This is a genomic window from Rhodococcus sp. 008 (assembly GCF_001682295.1).
Taxonomy (GTDB): Bacteria; Actinomycetota; Actinomycetes; order Mycobacteriales; family Mycobacteriaceae; genus Rhodococcus_F; species Rhodococcus_F qingshengii.
In genome coordinates, this window is sequence record NZ_CP012749.1 from 5,339,133 (window position 1) to 5,355,846 (window position 16,714).

Here is a 16,714-nt window from a genome sequence, read left to right on the forward strand (position 1 = left end):
TGGCCGTTTAGGTCCTCAATGCGTCGAAATTGTCCGGAGCTGATGCAGCCCCGGACAGTTTCGGCGTTTCTGCGTTCGCAATGATCGTTGCCGCTTCCGTATGGATGGGGTCAAGATCCTGGCGCCACCCAAGAATGTGCAGCGCCGACCCGGCGATGACAGCGGCGTCGGGAATCGGGGTGCCTTCGAGCGCGTCGGCTCGCGCGCTGATCACACTTTCTACCAGGCGAAACGGAAGCTCGGCCAGGTGCGTTGATGATGGATCGTCAATCGCGTCGAGCACATCCTGGGCGAGTGCCCGGTATTGCTCGCGAAGCCGATCGCGATCGGCTCGGAACGACATGAACCTGTCACTTCTCAGTTCCGGTAAGAGATAAAGGACGCCGAGGTTCCACCGTCCGGTGATCAGTTGTGCCGCGTCGATGTACGAAAGTGCGTACAGCTTGACCTCGGGTGCGGTGTCGAGTGGCCTGAGATTCTCCGCGAAGTCGAGCGCCGGCGTCACGGTGTCGGCGAGAAGTGCAACCAGAATGTCGTCCTTGGTGGCGAAATGGTTGTACAGCGACGCCTGACGCATTCCGACTGCTTCGGCGATGTGGCGTGTGGACGTCGCGGCGAAGCCTCGGGTGGTGAACAGTTCAGCGGCTGCATCCAAGATCTCCGCCCGGGCAGTGCCACCCGGGCGTCGGCGAGCGGTCAGGCGGGGTCGTCCGGGGCCGGCGTTGGTCACGCCTTCCATAGTGGCAGGCTGCGGCCTTACGTGCGGGATGGCCGCCGCTGTGAGCATTCGGTCACGTGCTCGAAACGTACTCAACGAGCCTGTTACAGAATCAGGCGAATCGTATACGCGGGCGTCACCTGCGGCGAGTGGATTTCGCGAAAACTATCAATCGACAGTTATTCGCCTCTGAATCGCTTCGCCGAAGGAGTACGCCGTTGAGTGCAACCACCCCGGCTGCGCAGCCCATCACCGCATCCGCACTCGCCTCTTCGCCTCACGACGACGGTGACCTCGCGGAGTTCGGCTACGAGCAGCAGCTGCATCGATCGCTGGGAAAGTTCGCGTCTTTCGCCGCGGGCTTCTCCTTCGTCTCCATCCTCACCACGATCTTCCAATTGTTCGGCCTCGGTTTCGGTTTCGCGGGTCCGGCATTCTTCTGGACGTGGCCGATCGTCTTCATCGGTCAGTTCATGGTCGCTCTCAACTTCGCGGAACTTGCTGCCAGATATCCGATTTCGGGTGCCATCTACCAGTGGTCGCGGCGGATGGGTGGTGAGATCGTCGGCTGGTTCGCCGGTTGGTTCATGATTCTCGCTCAGATCGTCACTGCATCGGCCGCCGCGATCGCCTTGCAGGTCGTGCTCCCCAATGTGTGGAGCGGGTTCCAGATCATCGGCGAGGACAGCGCACTCACCTCATCGAGTGGTGCCGCCAACGCCGTGCTGCTCGGATCGGTACTTCTGGTTCTGACCACCTTTATCAACTGCATCGGCGTCAACTGGATGTCGCGTATCAACAACATCGGCGTGACCTGCGAAATCGTCGGTGTCATCGCAGTGATTGGGATGTTCTTCACCCACGCTCAGCGCGGACCGGACGTCGTCTTCGACACCGGCAGTGCCGGCGGTCAGCCCGGATACGCCTGGGCGTGGATCATGTCCGGACTGATGGCTGCTTACGTCATGGTCGGCTTCGGTTCGGCAGGCGAACTGGCCGAGGAGACCCGCAACCCCCGACGCGTCGCACCTCGTACGATCCGGCTTGCACTGTCCGCTTCCGCGCTCGGCGGCGGCTTGATGATCCTCGGCGCGTTGATGGCAGCGCCCTCACTCACCGACGGACGCCTGGCCACGGAAGGTTTGCCGTACGTACTGACATCGATTCTCAGTTCCCCGTGGGGCACGGTCTTGTTGATCGACGTCTCGATCGCAGTGTTCGTGTGCACCTTGGCCATTCAGACTGCTGCTTCACGGCTGATGTTCTCGATGGCCCGCGACGGGCGGCTTCCTGCCTCGCAGGTACTGGCAAAGGTCAACCCCCGCACCGGAACACCTATCGCGCCGTCCGTCCTCATCGGTCTGGTCTGCATTGCCGTCCTGGCCGTCAACGTGGGCAACTCGGCAATTTTTGCAACCCTGTCCAGCGTATGCATCATCTTGATCTACTTGGCCTACCTCATGGTGACCGTGCCGCTGCTGGTTCAGCGTCTCAAGGGATGGCCTCGCACGGCAGTCGGCCCCAAGTTCGACGCCGAAGGCAAAAAGCTTTTCTCCCTGGGTATCTGGGGAGTTCCGGTCAACATCGCCGCGGTTGTGTACGGCGCGCTGATGGTGATCAACCTGTCCTGGCCACGAGCCGAGATCTTCAACCCCACCGGGGAGTTCCCCATTCTGCAGTGGGCCGCGCCCATCACGGTAGCGCTGGTCGTGGGGCTGGGAGTCGCTTGCTTCCCACGTGGCCGCGCCACCCCGAATCCCGTCACGATCGGAGCCTGACCATGAGTACTCAGACCACCGCCGGAGCGCGCGAGCATGCCCGGTCTCAAGCTGGAACGATCACCGATTCCATGCCCGTATTGCCGGCAACGCGTTGGCCGAACCCACCCGAAGACGTCGCTCCCGAACGTCTGACCTGGGCTGAGACCGTGCCGGGTGGGCGGTACACGACCAAGGTTCTCGCACGTGGAACCCGATTGCGACTTCGCGACATCGCTGGCAGCGCCTGCGCAAACATCTTGCTCTATCGCGCCGACGCCCCCTGGGAGCGTCTCAACGTCGCCGATACCGTCAAGGTGCCATGGCAGGCCTATCTCGGCGTCGGGCACCCGTTGCTCTCCGATCAGGGGCGAGTACTTGCGACCGTGGTCGCAGACACGTCGGGTCACCACGACGCGTTCTGCGGAACGACGTCACGCGCCACCAACGAGGCGAAGTACGGGCAGGGTTCGCTGCACAGTGCCTCACCGGCCGGTCGTGAACTGTTCACCGTCGCTGCCGCGAAGAACGGACTCGGGCCGCAGGACATAGCGCCGCCGTTGTCCTTCTTCCATGGTGTCCGCGTCGAGGCGGACGGCGCTCTCACCAGTACGGGGTCCGTCGGCTCAGGCGCAACGGTCGACCTTCTGATTCACCTGCCCGTCATCGTGATGATCGCCAACACCGCGCACCCACTCGATCCGGCGCCGCAGTTTCCCACCACGTCCCTCGAAGTGCTCGCGTGGAAGGCCGCCGACGAACTCGGCAGCCTTGACGATCTCGGGCCGGAATACCAACGCGCAGTGCTCAATACCGAAGATGCCTGGACGGCTTCGAACCTGGAGGAGACCGCATGACCACCACCTTGGATGTCCCCGCCCTCCTTCCCGGAACGGTGATCCTCGACGAGATCGCGGACGCATTCGGGCCGTGGTCCGCAGTTGTCCGCGCCGGTGACGTCCTGACCATCGTCGATCTACACGGAAATCAAGCCGTCGACACCCTCGTTTACGCCGGTGACGATCACAGCGTTCGGTACTCGGCAGCAGCGACGGTCACAGCTCAGAAGAACCTGTTTCTGTCCACAGGCTCCGTGCTCCGCAGTGACGACGGAACTCCACTCATGACCCTGGTCGCAGACGAGGTCGGAAACCACGACACCGTCGGCGGCGCGTGCTCACAGGAATCGAACACCCTGCGATACGGCCACCACACCAAGCATCAGCACGCGTGCGTCGAGAACTTCCTCGTCGAGGGCGCAAAATGGGGGCTCGGTAAGCGGGACCTGGTGTCCAACATCAACTTCTTCATGAACGTCCCGGTCGACCCCGACGGCACACTCGGAATCGTCGACGGACTGTCGGCACCAGGCAAGCGGCTCGCGTTGCGTGCCGAACGTGACGTGCTCGTCCTCGTGTCCAACTGCCCGCAGATCAACAACCCGTGCAACGGCTTCGATCCCACGGCCGTCCGCATGATCGTCACACGGCCGGGAGCAGACGAATGAACGCAAAACTGACCATCGTGCGTCCCGGAATGCTGACGACGGTTCAGGACTATCCAGGACGCGTCGGATACTGGCAGATCGGAGTCCCACCATCGGGCCCGATGGACGACCTGTCGTTTCGGTTGGGAAACACCGCACTCGGAAACCCCGAAGGCGCCCCCGGCATCGAATGCGCGATGGCCGGACCTGCCATGACGTTCGACGAAGACACCACGGTCTGCATCACAGGTGCCCCGGTGTCGGTGACCGTCGACGGCGTCGTACACGGTCAGTGGCGACCAGTTTTCGTCCCCGCTGGATCGGTGCTCGACGTCGGAACGGTCAGCGGCCCGGGACTGCGCATCTACGTACTCGTACAGGGCGGAATCGAGACCGACGACTATCTCGGCAGTGCGTCGACCTTCACCCTGGGCAGGTTCGGGGGACACGAAGGTAGGACTCTGCGGGCAGGAGACGTTCTCAAACTCGGACAGGCGACCGGGGTCGCGGGAGCTGTTCCCGCCGAGCATGTTCCGGCGATACACACGTGCTGGGAACTTGCGGTGACCGAGGGCCCGCACGGGGCGCCGGAGTTCTTCACCCGCTCCGACATCGACACGCTGTACGCGACCGAGTACGAGGTCCACTTCAACTCCGACCGCACCGGTGTCCGGTTGATAGGTCCGAAACCAGACTGGGCCAGAACCACCGGCGGCGAAGCCGGACTTCACCCTTCGAACATCCACGACAACGCGTATTCGATCGGTGCACTCGACTTCACCGGCGACACGCCCATCCTCCTCGGACCCGACGGACCGAGCCTCGGCGGCTTCGTCTGCCCGATCACAGTGGTGTCCGCTGATCGCTGGAAGCTCGGACAGTTGGCTCCCGGGAACAAGATTCGCTTCGTGCCGGTCCGCGCCGAACGGGCAGCCTCCCGGCGTGACCTCGGAGTATCGCGTCGAGCCTCCAATTCGGTTGTTCATTCCTCCGGTGGTGACGGCGACGACGGCGTCATAGCCCGTCGTGACGGCGACACCGCGGTCACGTACCGGCGCTCAGGCGACGACAACGTGTTGGTCGAATACGGCGACATGAATCTCGACCTGGCGTTACGTGCGCGTGCTCATGCACTGCACCAGCGACTCGAAGCCGAGAAGCCGACCGGACTACTCGATCTCACCCCGGGAATCCGCAGCCTGCAGGTCCGCGTCGACCCGGACGTGCTGCCCGTCCGCAAGCTGATGGGAATGCTCGCCGAGGCGGAGGACACCTTGCCGGCGGCCAACGAACTCGTTGTGCCAAGTCGCACTGTGCGGATGCCACTGTCGTGGGACGACCCGGCAACGCGCGAAGCGATCCAGCGGTACATGCACGGGGTTCGCGCCGACGCGCCGTGGTGCCCGTGGAACATCGAGTTCATCCGCCGGATGAACGGTCTCGAATCCGTGAACGACGTGTTCGGCACCGTCTTCGGCGCCGAATACATGGTGCTCGGACTCGGTGACGTCTACCTCGGAGCGCCGGTCGCGACGCCGCTCGATCCGCGTCATCGTCTGGTCACGACCAAGTACAACCCCGCCCGCACCTGGACCCCCGAAAACGCCGTCGGGATCGGTGGGGCGTACCTCTGCATCTACGGCATGGAAGGCCCGGGCGGGTACCAGTTCGTCGGACGTACGACGCAGGTGTGGAATCACCGCCACCCCGCGAAGTCCGGGCCGTTCGAGGAGGGCACTCCGTGGTTGCTGCGATTCTTCGACCGGATCTCCTGGTACCCCGTCGAGCCGGAAGAGTTGATGGATCTGCGCGCGGACACCGCCGCCGGCCGCGGCGGGGGCGTCGAGATCGAGGACGGCAGCTTCTCGCTGGCCGAGCATCAGGAGTTCCTCGCGTCGAACTCGCGCTCGATCGAGGAGTTCCGTGCGATGCAGTCCGTCGCGTTCGGGGCCGAGCGTCAGCGCTGGTCCGACGCAGGGGAGTTCGCGCTGCCCGGTTGATGGTCGAGTGAGCACCCTTTTCCTCGAGTGAGCACCGCTTCCAGAGTGTCGGAAGCGGTGCTCACTCAGCAGTAACGGTGTTCAGTCCGCCTGGAACGGGCAGCAGATGTTTGCGTCAGCGAGTCAGCGCGCGATTGAACAGATCGATGAACGGGCGAGGCGACGGGGTTCCGGTGGGCCGGAAAGGCGCAGAATCCCTCGACGCGGATACCCACTCGGTTCTGCTCACCCGCGACAAGTCGAGCTGATACCGGGTGTCCGCGGCGAGTCGGTGCAGGAAGAGGGTTCCGGTTCGCCCGTTTCCTTCCCGAAACGGGTGGGCATGATTGAGCGTCGAGTACACCGATGCGAGCGCGAACGACGCAGCGCCGTGATCGAGTGCTACCCAATCGACGGCGGCGATGATCTCTTCGACCTCGGACAGGTAGTTCCGAATCGCCGAGACCGGAGCAAACGTTGCCGCACCTTTCCTGATGTCGACGGTTCTGATGTGTCCGGCCCACTGGTACAGATCTTGGAAAACGTGCTGGTGAAGTAGGAGAAGTTCGGCTGTGTCTCGCGTGTGCGGTACGAGGTCGCTGCCGAGATGCGCCTCACCCAGACGAAGCGCGGTCGCCGCGAACTCGAGTGATTGCAGTGCGGCGGGATCTCGTACGTCGAAATTGTTCTCGAGAACCGATGTACCGCGATAGACGTACGGCGCTGATCGTCGCCAGCGGATCCGCGGGGGAATCGCAGACGAGAGGCCGACGGCTCGCGCCAATTCCTGCTCGAAATACTCACGCCGAGAGAGCATCCCGATCATGACGGCCTCGAGTTCCGCGATCTGCTCGTTACTCGGATCCCAGCCTTCGAGGCGCTCCGCCGCTAGAACCTGTTCGAGCGCAGTGTGATTCACGGGTCGATGTCGGGTAGCGCCGACGCGGACGCGGCATATTCGAGTCGTCGTTGCACACCTGCGACCTCGCGCACTGCATTGCTCAGCAAGCTCCGCGAGAGCGGAGTGAGTTCGGAGATCACGACTTCGTCGGTCGGTGGCCGACCTGCCGCGAACTGATCGGTCTGGTGGCGGACACGAATCTGCTGCAACACCTCGAAAGATTCGATCAGTACCTGGGCGTCGTCGTCGAGTAGGAAACCGCTTCCCGCTGCAGCCTTGAGGCGTTCGAGTGTCGAACTCGTGCGGGCGCCCACGGAAATCCCCGCCCAACGAGCGATGTTCACGATCGGTTGGACGGCGCTGGCTTTGAGGTCGACGGTTCCGGTCCGACGCGTCATCACGTCCTTGAACGAATGGAGCTTTGCCTTGTCTCCGACGGCTTCGCGAAGGAGCAGTCGCATGACGGCCGGGTGCAGTCGCAGTTGATCCAACGCCGCAGGGCGAGGATCCAACGCCGGATCGCCCGCGACGACGCGGGCATCCGCCAGCATCGACAACATGACCAGGGCCTGGTCCTGGTACGGATTGGATACCCATTTCCGCAGCGCAGTGCGCCATTGTGGGAGCGTCCGAGCGAACCTGGCCTGGGTCGCGACGGCGTTCTTGGTGTCGCGAGGGAACCCGCACAGATCGAGGATGTCGTGGATGGTCTTCGCGGCGTCGGCTCCCTCGTGATGAGATTCGCCGCCCCACACCAGCGCACTGTCGATATCCGAAGAGGGGAGCGCTTCACGTCTGGCGACGCTGCCGAGCGACAGCCACGCGAAATCCGGTCGCTCGTCTCCGTCCACCACCAATTCGATGGCGCGCCTGACCGTCACGTCGATCAGCACCGCCAGCGTCGCACCGATGTCGAGCGGTGAGACCCGTGACGCCACCAATTCCGTCACCAGAACAGGGACCGCGCGGGCTGTTTCGACGAGGTGGGCGTCATCCTGTGCTGTGGCGAGCGCTGCGCGCAGTTCGAAACCCTGATTGGTGGCCGAAGTCAGGAGGTCGCTGAGTTCGAGCACGCCCATCAGTGCGCCTGCCTCAGTCACGACCGGGAGATGGCGCAATCCGTACTCGAGCATGTCGGTCACGGCGTCGGCGCCCAATCGATCCGGATCGACTGTCACTGCTGACGGCGTCATCACCGTTGATACCGGCTGATTGCTGTCGATACCACCGACTACCACACGAGCACGTAGGTCACCTTCGGTGAAGACTCCGAAACCGGTTGTCTCCGTCGGGATCACAACAGCGCGGCGGCCCGCATCGGTCATCAACTTCGCGGCCTCGCGGATGGTTGCCCGGCCGTCGCAGACAATTGCGGGCCCGCGCAACAGGTCTCGCACCCGGCGCATGGCGGGACTCTGCATGCCTTGCCCCGTCGAGTGCCCCGTCATGGGGTCATTGTCGCAGGTGTGTCCGGTTCAGGCAGCGGAGGGTGAGATGTCAGAGACCACCGAGTCGCGAGAGTACGTCGAGAGCGGAATCTGTAGTACGCCAGAGTGCGTCGATCTCCTGTTCTGCGCCCGGACGTGTCTGCGGATTCTGGAGGGCGAATCCGTTGGCCAGCGTGATGGTGTTGTATCCGCTGTCGGCGGCGCGGAGCAGCAGTTCCGAGGGCTGCGAGTTTCCGGCCAATCGGTCGAGTCCTTCGCCGACGAAGTAGAACCGCCAGAGCGGCCCCAGATCGGCGTCGTACTCGGCCTTGGTGAGGGTCACGATCGAACCACCCTTGACGGCAATGGAATCGACGATCTTGTAGAAATCGGGGACATCCTCTGCTGTGGTTCCGGAAGTGGCGACGGCGTGAGCGAGGTCGACGGTGAGATGCGCGTTGTAGCCGGCCATGGCGACTCGTGCCGGACTGGCGTCGCACTGACGCGTCAGGGTGAAGTAGTTGTTCCACGCCGGATCGGTGGGAGTACCGGTGAACTCCGCATGGACGTTCACCAGGTACCTGCGCAACAATTCGAAGCTGACGGAATGGGCCCACTCGTCATCGGCGAAGGCCGCAGGGTCTCGCTGCAGCGGCATCACCGCCTCGTGTTCGGCAGCGTCCAGGCCGATGGAGAACAAGCCTCGCCAATCGTGGTGTGAGACGAGGATCGACGTGATCTCACGATGACGTTCGACAGCGGTCTCGAGCCGAGGCAGTCCGGCACCGTTCAGCGTCGTGACGTCGCTGAGTTCGGCAATCCGGCCCACCTCGGCATTGCTCAGCGGGCTGCCGCAAGCCGTCGAAAGACTCTCGCCCGGTTCTGCGAGTGCAGAACCGGGCGAGAGGAAAGCGGCGGTGATGCCGAGCGCGAGCGTCAACGGATACAGCCGCATCGGTTTCATCGGCTCAGACTAGGCGCCCATTTCACAAATGTCCGGATTGGCGATCAGCTGAGAACCGCGTCGGCCTCGATCTCGATGAGCAGAGCGGGGTCGATCAGCGAGCTGACCTCGAGGATCGTCGTGGCGGGACGAATCTCGCCGAACACTTCACCGTGCGCGAGAGCGGCCTGCTCCCACTGCGTCATGTCGCGCAGGTACATGCGAGTGCGAATGACGTCGTCGAGCGAGGCGCCGGCCTCGGCCAGTGCCGCCTTGATCGTTTCGAGCGCTGCGCGGGTCTGATCTGTGAGGGTCTCACCAGGAGCGGTGGTGCCGGAGACTGCGATCTGGTTACCGATGCGCACGGCACGGGAGTAACCGATCTTGGGTTCCCATTCGGAACCGGACGAAATATTGATTCTGTTCGACATGCACCGAATTCTGCCAACAACTTCCCGGCCGTGGTGAGGCACGGTCAGGTATTCGCTCCATCTTGACATACCTTAGAACAAGTGTTCGACTTGGGGCCATGAGGTGGTCGGGTCAGGCATTGGATGCAGATGACGGAGCGCTACCCGGACTCGAACGGGCCGGGTTGGTTCGCTCCGTGCAGACTCCCGAGTTCGAGGGAATCACGTTTCACGAGGTGCTCTGCAAGAGCGCGCTCAACAAGATGCCCGAAGAGTCGACGTTGCCGTTCAGCTTCACCGTCAACGCTTTTCGTGGTTGCTCGCACGCATGCCGATATTGTTTCGCGAGACCGAGTCACGAGTATCTCGACCTCGACGCCGGCGCGGATTTCGATTCCCAAGTGGTCGTGAAGACGAACATTGCCGCGGTGCTGCGCAAAGAGTTGGCGCGAAAGTCCTGGAAACGGGAGGCGGTGGCACTGGGTACCAACACCGATCCCTATCAGCGAGCCGAGGGCCGATACCGCTTGATGCCCGGCATTATTCGCGCGTTGACCGAATCCGGAACTCCCTTCTCGATCCTGACGAAGGGAACTCTGCTCCGACGGGACCTGCCGCTGTTGAAAATGGCGGCAGCGCAGGTCGACGTCGGAATCGGAGTGTCGTTGGCGATCAACGACGCTGCACTTCAGAAGCAGATCGAGCCTGGTACCCCGTCGCCGCGGGCGCGTCTGGAGATGATCCGCGCCATCACCGACGCGGGATTCTCGTGCAATGTCATGGTGGCGCCGGTCATTCCGTTCCTCACTGATTCCACCAGTCATCTCGACGGGCTGTTCGAGGCACTGTCCGAAGCCGGTGCGACGAGTGTGACGGTCTTCCCGATGCACCTGCGGGGGAGTACTCGGGGTTGGTTCATGAATTGGCTTGCACAGGAACATCCGGCGCTCATCCGTCGCTACCGCGAGCTGTACGGGCGGGGTGCGTATGTCACTCCCGAATACAAGCGTTGGCTCGCAAGCCGTGTCGAGCCACTGGTCGAGCGCCATGGGTTGGGTGGTCGTTCGGAGCATCGAGACGTCAGTGCAGCTGGCAGTGAGCCGCGTGAGGCGCCCCGGGAACTGGTGGGTGCGGGAGCAGCTCTCACTTTGTTCTGACGGCCGCGGGCGCGTAAATCGGAGGCGCCCCGGACGTTTGCCGGGCTACATTCGCCTGGTGCTACTCACACTGACGTCCACCCCGACCCCGCAGACTCCTGATGCGACCGCGTTGAGCTACCTGCTGCACAAACATCCCGACCGCGTGCAAAGCTTCGACTTGGCGATCGGCACCGCCACGGTTCTGTACCCTGAGGCCTCAGCCGAAAAGACCACGGTGGCAGTGATTGTGGACGTCGACCCCATCGAACTTGTGCAGAGTAGGTATCGACGCGGCAAGAGTGGCGACAACTTTTCGCTGGGTGAGTATGTCAACGATCGGCCGTATGCGGCGTCGTCCATACTCTCGGTTGCTCTGTCGAAGCTGTTTCGCACCGCGTTGACGGGAACGTGCAAGTCGCACCCGGAACTCGTCGGAACCGAACTCGCGTTGACCGTCTCGATTCCGGTGGTTCCGTGTGGCGGCGATGCGGAATTGCCTCGTCGGTTGTTCGAGCCGCTGGGCTGGGATGTGACCGCGATACCGGTGCAGCTTGATCCGCACCTGCCGACGTGGGGAAACTCCGACTTCGTGTCGTTGACGCTCACCGGGGAACACACGGTGCAGAGTGCCCTTCGGCACCTCTACGTGCTGTTGCCGGTCCTCGACGACGTGAAGCACTACTGGGTGGGACCCGACGAGGCAGACAAGTTGATCCGCGTCGCTGGAGAGTGGTTGGCGTCGCATCCGGATTCCGCGCTGATCATGTCCCGCTACCTGGCGCGTCGACGCGACCTGGTCGAATCGGTGGTCGATCGACTGATTCCCGACCAAGCAGAGGCGCAGATCGAACTACCGCGACCGGATCCGCCGCTGGCACGGCTTCGCGTCGACGCAGTTTTGGCGACGCTTCAGCGACTGCACGTCAGAACGATTGTCGACATCGGTTGCGGCGAAGGCAAACTGATCGAGGTGCTGATGCCGCACGCTCAATTCGACAAACTTGTCGGCGTCGATGTGAGCGCGCGCGAACTGACACGGGCGCAACGCAGATTGAAGTTCACCGAAATGTCCGACGCCCAACGTGAACGTGTGTCTTTGATGCAGTCGTCCGCGACGTACCGCGACGCGCGCTTGAAAGGCTTCGACGCAGCCGTGCTGATGGAGGTGGTCGAGCACGTCGACACGGCGCGCCTGCCGGCGCTGGTCAGATCGGTCTTCGTGGACGCAGCACCGCAGTATGTGCTGCTGACTACTCCGAATGCCGACTACAACGTGCTGTATCCGGCATTGGCCGCGGGAGAGTTCAGGCACCCCGATCACAGGTTCGAGTTCTCCCGAACCCAATTCCGCGACTGGGCAACCGAAACGGCCCGAGTCCACGGCTATTGCGTGGAGTTCGAATTTGTCGGAGCAATTGATCCGGTCCTTGGCGGGCCGACACAGATGGCAATCTTCACGAAGGAGGCACGAACGTCATGACGGTGTACGAGATTCCAGATCTCGCCCTGGTAGTACTCATCGGCGTCAGTGGCTCGGGAAAGTCGACCTTCGCGGCGCGTCACTTCGGTGAGTTCGAAACTCTCTCGAGTGACACATTCAGAGGGTGGGTCAGTGATGATCCGAACTCACAGGAGTCGACGTCCGATGCTTTCGAAGTGCTGGAGTTCGTCGCGGCCAAGCGTTTGCGACGCGGACGCCTCACGGTGGTCGACGCGACCAACGTCCAGCCCGCCGCGCGCAAGCGACTCGTTGCGTTGGCTCGCGAGCACGACATACTGCCGGTGGCAGTCGTGCTCGATATTCCGGAATCGGTCTGTTCTGCGCGCAACGACGCACGCTCTGATCGGACGTTCGGACGCGACGTCATTCGCCGCCAGCACCAACAGCTGACTCGCTCGCTTCGCGGGTTGGGCAAGGAAGGTTTCCGTTCGGTTCACATACTCAGAGGTGAGGACGCGGTTTCCGAAGCCACATTCTTGCGCCACCCGCTCCGCAGCGATCTGCGTGTCGAGCGTGGTCCGTTCGACGTCATCGGTGACATCCACGGATGTCGAAGCGAGCTCGAGACGCTCCTCGTGAAACTCGGCTACACCATCGACTTCGGGACGGATGGCAGAGCTGTCGATGCGGTGCCGCCGGTCGGGCGAACTGCCGTCTTCCTCGGTGACTACGTGGATCGAGGTCCGGATTCGGTCGGTGTGCTGCGTCTGGTCATGGGGATGGTCGCGGCGGGACACGCGATAGCGGTTCCGGGTAACCACGAGAACAAACTCGTCAAGGCGCTGCGCGGCAAGAAGGTCACGCCGAGTCACGGACTCGCCGAGACCCTCGAGCAGATGGCCACCGAGTCGGCGGAGTTCCGCGAAAGCGTCGTCGACTTCTGTGACGGCCTCGTCGCGCACCTCGTCCTGGACGACGGCAAACTCGTTGTCGCGCACGCCGGTCTCAAGGAGGACTACCACAACAGGGCATCCGGTCGAGTCCGGAGCTTTGCGCTCTACGGTGAAACTACCGGTGAGACGGACGAATTCGGCTTACCCGTTCGATACCCGTGGGCGCAGGACTACCGAGGATCAGCGATGGTCCTCTACGGTCACACGCCGGTGCACGAGGTGGAATGGATCAACAACACCGCGTGCCTCGACACCGGGTGCGTCTTCGGTGGATCCCTCACCGCCCTTCGATACCCGGAACGAGAGATCGTGTCGGTTCCGGCGGAGCAGGTTTGGTACGAGCCGGTGGTACCGCTGGCACCGCCGACTCGTGATCCGGATGTGCTCGATCTCGCCGACGTCCTCGAAACGACCGGCGTCGACACCGAACTGCGCGGTCGAGTGTCCGTTCGCACCGACAACTCTGCCGGCGCCTTGGAAGTGATGAGCCGATTCGCGGTCGCGCCGCAATGGCTGCGGTACCTACCGCCGACCATGGCGCCCTGCGCGAGCGCCCAATCCGATGACTATCTGGAACACCCGTCGACCGCGTTCGACGCATACCGGGCCGGCGGAATCGGAACAGTGATCTGCGAAGAGAAGCACATGGGTTCGCGGGCAGTGGTGCTCGTGTGCCGTGATCGATCGGTTGCTCAGTCCCGCTTCGACGCACCGGATGCGCTCACCGGGATGGTGCACACCCGCACCGGCCGCCAGTTCTTCGACGACGACCTGACTCAGCAGTTGATCGACGACATCGCCGCCGCAGTCACCTCCGCTGGGTTGTGGGAAGAGCTGGGCACCGACTGGCTGCTCCTCGACTGCGAACTGTTGCCGTGGAACGTCAAAGCGGAAGGTCTGCTGCGCTCGCAGTACGCGTCGGTCGCGGCGGCCGGGCGATCAGACCTCACAGCTCGCGAGGCCGTGCTGGCGCGGGCCGGGTCGCGGGGCCTGGACGTGGCGGAGATGTTCGAACAGACAACTGTTCGGGCCGCCAGTATCGAGCGCTTCGGCGAGGCGTACCGACGGTACGTGTGGCCGACGAACGGACTGGACGGCGTCACCATCGCGCCGTTCCAGATTCTGGCGGCCGAGGGCCAGTCGTACGGGGAACGGGATCACGAATGGCACCTCGGTATTTCGGACCGCCTGGCCGCGGCCGACCCGAGTCGATTTACCACTACACGTCGCCTGGTGGTCGATCTCGGTTCCGAGGACTCGGTGTTCGAAGCGACGAAGTGGTGGGAGTCGCTCACCGGCGACGGTGGTGAGGGGATGGTCGTCAAACCGCTGGCGAATCAGATTCACGGACCGCGGGGGTACAACGCGAAGGTTCAGCCGGGGATCAAGGTCCGCGGCCGGGAGTACCTGCGATTGATCTACGGTGCCGACTACCTCGAACCGTCGACGCTTGCGAGATTGCGTAACCGCAACCTCGGACACAAGCAGTCGATGGCGCTGCGCGAGTACGCGCTCGGCATGGAGGCGGTATCCAGGCTCGTCGACCGTGAACCTTTGTGGCGAGCGCACCAGGCCGTGTTCGCGGTGCTGGCTCTCGAATCGGAGCCGGTCGACCCGCGGTTGTGACGGCCGGTGCGCGGGCTCGGATTGATACCGTCGGGTATGGGTGTGATTGCTCGCTTGGACGGTTTCAATCGACGCCATCCGTGGAGTCACAACGATCACTACGGCCGGTGGGTTCTACGTAATCTGCGCGGGGTCAGGTCCGGTCGCGCTCTCGACGTGGGGAGCGGGACCGGCAATCTGATCGACCTCTTGCGTCGGCGGTTCGACGTGGTGGTCGGTGTGGAACCCGACCTGACAACCTCGGCCGCCGTGCGCGCAAGGTTTGTCGACGACGAGAACGTGATCATCGACGCGCAGCGGATCGAGGACTTTGCATCCGAGGCGAAGTACGACGCGATCACAGTCGTCGCAGCGTTGCATCATCTTCCACTCGAAGAATCGATGAAGCAGCTGAGTAGCCTGCTCGAACCGGGCGGGCGGCTCGTCGTGGTCGGGTGTTATCGATCGACCACAGCCACCGACGCACTCCTGTCGGTGTTGGCGACCGTGTGCAATCCCGTCGTCGGCGTCGTCAAGCATCGACGGGTTGCCTCCGAGCCACTGAAGGCGATGACAGCTCCCACCGCGGAACCGGGTGAGTCGATGGCTGACGTCCGACGCGCGGCCGCGTTGTATTTGCCAGGTAGCCGGATCAGGAGACGACTGTTCTGGCGATACACCCTGATCTACGACGAGAGTCCGGCCGGCGCGTCGGTGGGGGAGTGAGTAGACCGTTCCGGTTCCTGGGGAAACGCGCGTCGGCCGAACCCGACTATCGCCAACGAAGCGATCATCAGAGCGACCCCGATGCCCGCCAGATGTGAGAGCCCGCCACTGTCGACGACGGCCGCACCGAGCAGAGCGCCCGTTGCAATCGCGATCTGGAACACGACAACGTAGATGGCCGAGGCACGGTCGGTCCCGATAGGGACGGCGCGCAGAACCGAGGACTGGAGGCAGATCGGAACGGTAGTGAACGCCGCACCCCACAAGATCGTGGCGACGACAGCGAACGCTCCCATCGACGGCGCCAAGAGCCAGAAGATGGCCAGCGCGCCTGCCACCGTCGCGATCGAGATGAGCGTGAAGAGGCGCGGTCGGCGGTCGTAGTACTTGCCGGCGACCCACACTCCGACGGCGCCGGCGGCGCCGTAGACCAGAAGCATCGCGGTACGGATGCCACCGGACGAGCCGAGGCTTTCCTCCACCAGAAGTGTGAAGAACGTGTACGAAGCGAATTGCCCAAGGGCGGCAAACAGCGTTGCCGCGCAGATGACGGCGAGTGCCCGTTTCATCGCCGGTGTCGGCTTCGGTTTGTCTCGCTTACTCCGATGGTGTTGATCGACCGGCATTTCTGGCAACGCACGATGCAGTGAGAAAGCAATGCCCACTGCCACCACACCGATTGCCGCCGACGCGGTCCGCCAACCCCAGGACTGGCCGATCGCCGAAGACAGGGGTCCTCCGAGAACAAAAGCGAGAGACGTACCGGCATACACCATCGCGATGGCCTTGCCCTGTTGTCCGCGCGGAACCAGGGTGGCAGCGACCGGTGCAACGACAGCCCAGAACACTCCGTGCGTCGCAGCGCAGAGCAATCGTCCGATCACGAGCATCGGATAGTTGACGGCCAATGCTGCGACCAGTTGCGACACCGCGAGGGTGGCCACCGTCAGAACGACGACGCGTCGTCGCGGCCAGGTTTTGACCGCTCCGATCAGCGGAAGCGTCAAGACCGCGACACCGTATGCGTAGAAGGTCAGCAGTAGGCCGACACGCCCTTCGGTGACGTCGAGGTCCGTCGAGATTTCGCTGAGCAGTCCGACGGGGAGCATTTCGGCCGTCACGTAGGCGAAGGCTGCTCCGGCCAGTGTCATCAGCCGTAGCGTGGTTGCCTTCGGCAGTCGAGCAGTCATGTTGTGTAACGATACATGTATCGATACACACCTGCGCAA

General features: G+C 63.2%; 14 protein-coding genes. 8 read left to right on the forward strand and 6 right to left on the reverse strand.

Going from position 1 to position 16,714, the window contains the following annotated elements; genetic code table 11:
• Nucleotides 1-7: 7 nt before the first annotated feature.
• Nucleotides 8-739 (reverse strand): TetR/AcrR family transcriptional regulator, encoded by a 732-nt coding sequence (locus AOT96_RS24895; RefSeq protein WP_054188193.1) that lies wholly within the window; start codon nucleotides 737-739, stop codon nucleotides 8-10.
• A 197-nt stretch (nucleotides 740-936) separates the two neighbouring features.
• On the opposite strand from AOT96_RS24895, the gene AOT96_RS24900 reads away from it, so the two are divergent.
• From AOT96_RS24900 to AOT96_RS24915, 4 genes are read left to right on the forward strand one after another with little or no spacing between them, the layout of a single operon-like run.
• Nucleotides 937-2,496, forward strand: a complete 1,560-nt coding sequence (locus tag AOT96_RS24900) for an amino acid permease (RefSeq protein ID WP_065352935.1) — start codon at nucleotides 937-939, stop codon at nucleotides 2,494-2,496.
• 2 nt (nucleotides 2,497-2,498) lie between these two features.
• Nucleotides 2,499-3,332: an urea amidolyase associated protein UAAP1 gene (locus AOT96_RS24905; RefSeq protein ID WP_065352440.1), complete on the forward strand. Its 834-nt coding sequence runs from the start codon at nucleotides 2,499-2,501 to the stop codon at nucleotides 3,330-3,332.
• A complete protein-coding gene (locus AOT96_RS24910) occupies nucleotides 3,329-3,982 on the forward strand; it encodes an urea amidolyase associated protein UAAP2 (protein WP_054188195.1) in 654 nt (217 codons plus the stop codon). The genes AOT96_RS24905 and AOT96_RS24910 overlap by 4 nt, the downstream gene beginning before the upstream one ends.
• The gene (locus tag AOT96_RS24915; RefSeq protein ID WP_054188196.1) at nucleotides 3,979-5,961 is read left to right on the forward strand and encodes a 5-oxoprolinase/urea amidolyase family protein; all 1,983 of its coding nucleotides are present in this window, start codon (nucleotides 3,979-3,981) and stop codon (nucleotides 5,959-5,961) included. Before AOT96_RS24910 ends, AOT96_RS24915 begins: the two co-directional genes overlap by 4 nt.
• 115 nt (nucleotides 5,962-6,076) lie before the next feature.
• Here AOT96_RS24915 and AOT96_RS24920 read toward each other — a convergent pair whose 3' ends face one another.
• The 4 genes from AOT96_RS24920 to AOT96_RS24935 are packed head-to-tail and all read right to left on the reverse strand — an operon-like array spanning nucleotide 6,077 to nucleotide 9,642.
• The gene (locus AOT96_RS24920) at nucleotides 6,077-6,859 is read right to left on the reverse strand and encodes a Fic/DOC family protein (RefSeq protein ID WP_065352441.1); all 783 of its coding nucleotides are present in this window, start codon (nucleotides 6,857-6,859) and stop codon (nucleotides 6,077-6,079) included.
• Nucleotides 6,856-8,289: a putative nucleotidyltransferase substrate binding domain-containing protein gene (locus AOT96_RS24925; protein ID WP_231917346.1), complete on the reverse strand. Its 1,434-nt coding sequence runs from the start codon at nucleotides 8,287-8,289 to the stop codon at nucleotides 6,856-6,858. The genes AOT96_RS24920 and AOT96_RS24925 overlap by 4 nt, the downstream gene beginning before the upstream one ends.
• A 49-nt stretch (nucleotides 8,290-8,338) precedes the next feature.
• Nucleotides 8,339-9,223, reverse strand: coding sequence for a DUF5995 family protein (locus AOT96_RS24930; protein WP_083197717.1), 885 nt, complete (start codon nucleotides 9,221-9,223; stop codon nucleotides 8,339-8,341).
• A gap of 53 nt (nucleotides 9,224-9,276) precedes the next feature.
• A complete protein-coding gene (locus tag AOT96_RS24935) occupies nucleotides 9,277-9,642 on the reverse strand; it encodes a RidA family protein (RefSeq protein ID WP_019748335.1) in 366 nt (121 codons plus the stop codon).
• A gap of 98 nt (nucleotides 9,643-9,740) precedes the next feature.
• Between AOT96_RS24935 and AOT96_RS24940 the strand changes: the two genes are divergently transcribed.
• Genes AOT96_RS24940 through AOT96_RS24955 form a run of 4 tightly spaced genes read left to right on the forward strand, consistent with a single transcriptional unit; the run spans nucleotide 9,741 to nucleotide 15,485 of the window.
• The gene (locus AOT96_RS24940) at nucleotides 9,741-10,778 is read left to right on the forward strand and encodes an Rv2578c family radical SAM protein (protein ID WP_003944842.1); all 1,038 of its coding nucleotides are present in this window, start codon (nucleotides 9,741-9,743) and stop codon (nucleotides 10,776-10,778) included.
• Between the two features lie 58 nt (nucleotides 10,779-10,836).
• Nucleotides 10,837-12,240: a 3' terminal RNA ribose 2'-O-methyltransferase Hen1 gene (locus tag AOT96_RS24945; RefSeq protein ID WP_374192578.1), complete on the forward strand. Its 1,404-nt coding sequence runs from the start codon at nucleotides 10,837-10,839 to the stop codon at nucleotides 12,238-12,240.
• Nucleotides 12,237-14,780, forward strand: coding sequence for a polynucleotide kinase-phosphatase (locus tag AOT96_RS24950; RefSeq protein ID WP_065352445.1), 2,544 nt, complete (start codon nucleotides 12,237-12,239; stop codon nucleotides 14,778-14,780). Before AOT96_RS24945 ends, AOT96_RS24950 begins: the two co-directional genes overlap by 4 nt.
• 36 nt (nucleotides 14,781-14,816) lie before the next feature.
• Nucleotides 14,817-15,485 carry a class I SAM-dependent methyltransferase gene (locus AOT96_RS24955; RefSeq protein WP_064444674.1) on the forward strand — a complete coding sequence of 223 codons (669 nt, stop codon included), beginning with the start codon at nucleotides 14,817-14,819 and terminating at the stop codon, nucleotides 15,483-15,485.
• Here the strand turns inward: AOT96_RS24955 and AOT96_RS24960 are convergent.
• Nucleotides 15,446-16,675 carry an MFS transporter gene (locus tag AOT96_RS24960; RefSeq protein ID WP_003944893.1) on the reverse strand — a complete coding sequence of 410 codons (1,230 nt, stop codon included), beginning with the start codon at nucleotides 16,673-16,675 and terminating at the stop codon, nucleotides 15,446-15,448. The genes AOT96_RS24955 and AOT96_RS24960 overlap by 40 nt on opposite strands.
• Between the last annotated feature and the right edge of the window lie 39 nt (nucleotides 16,676-16,714).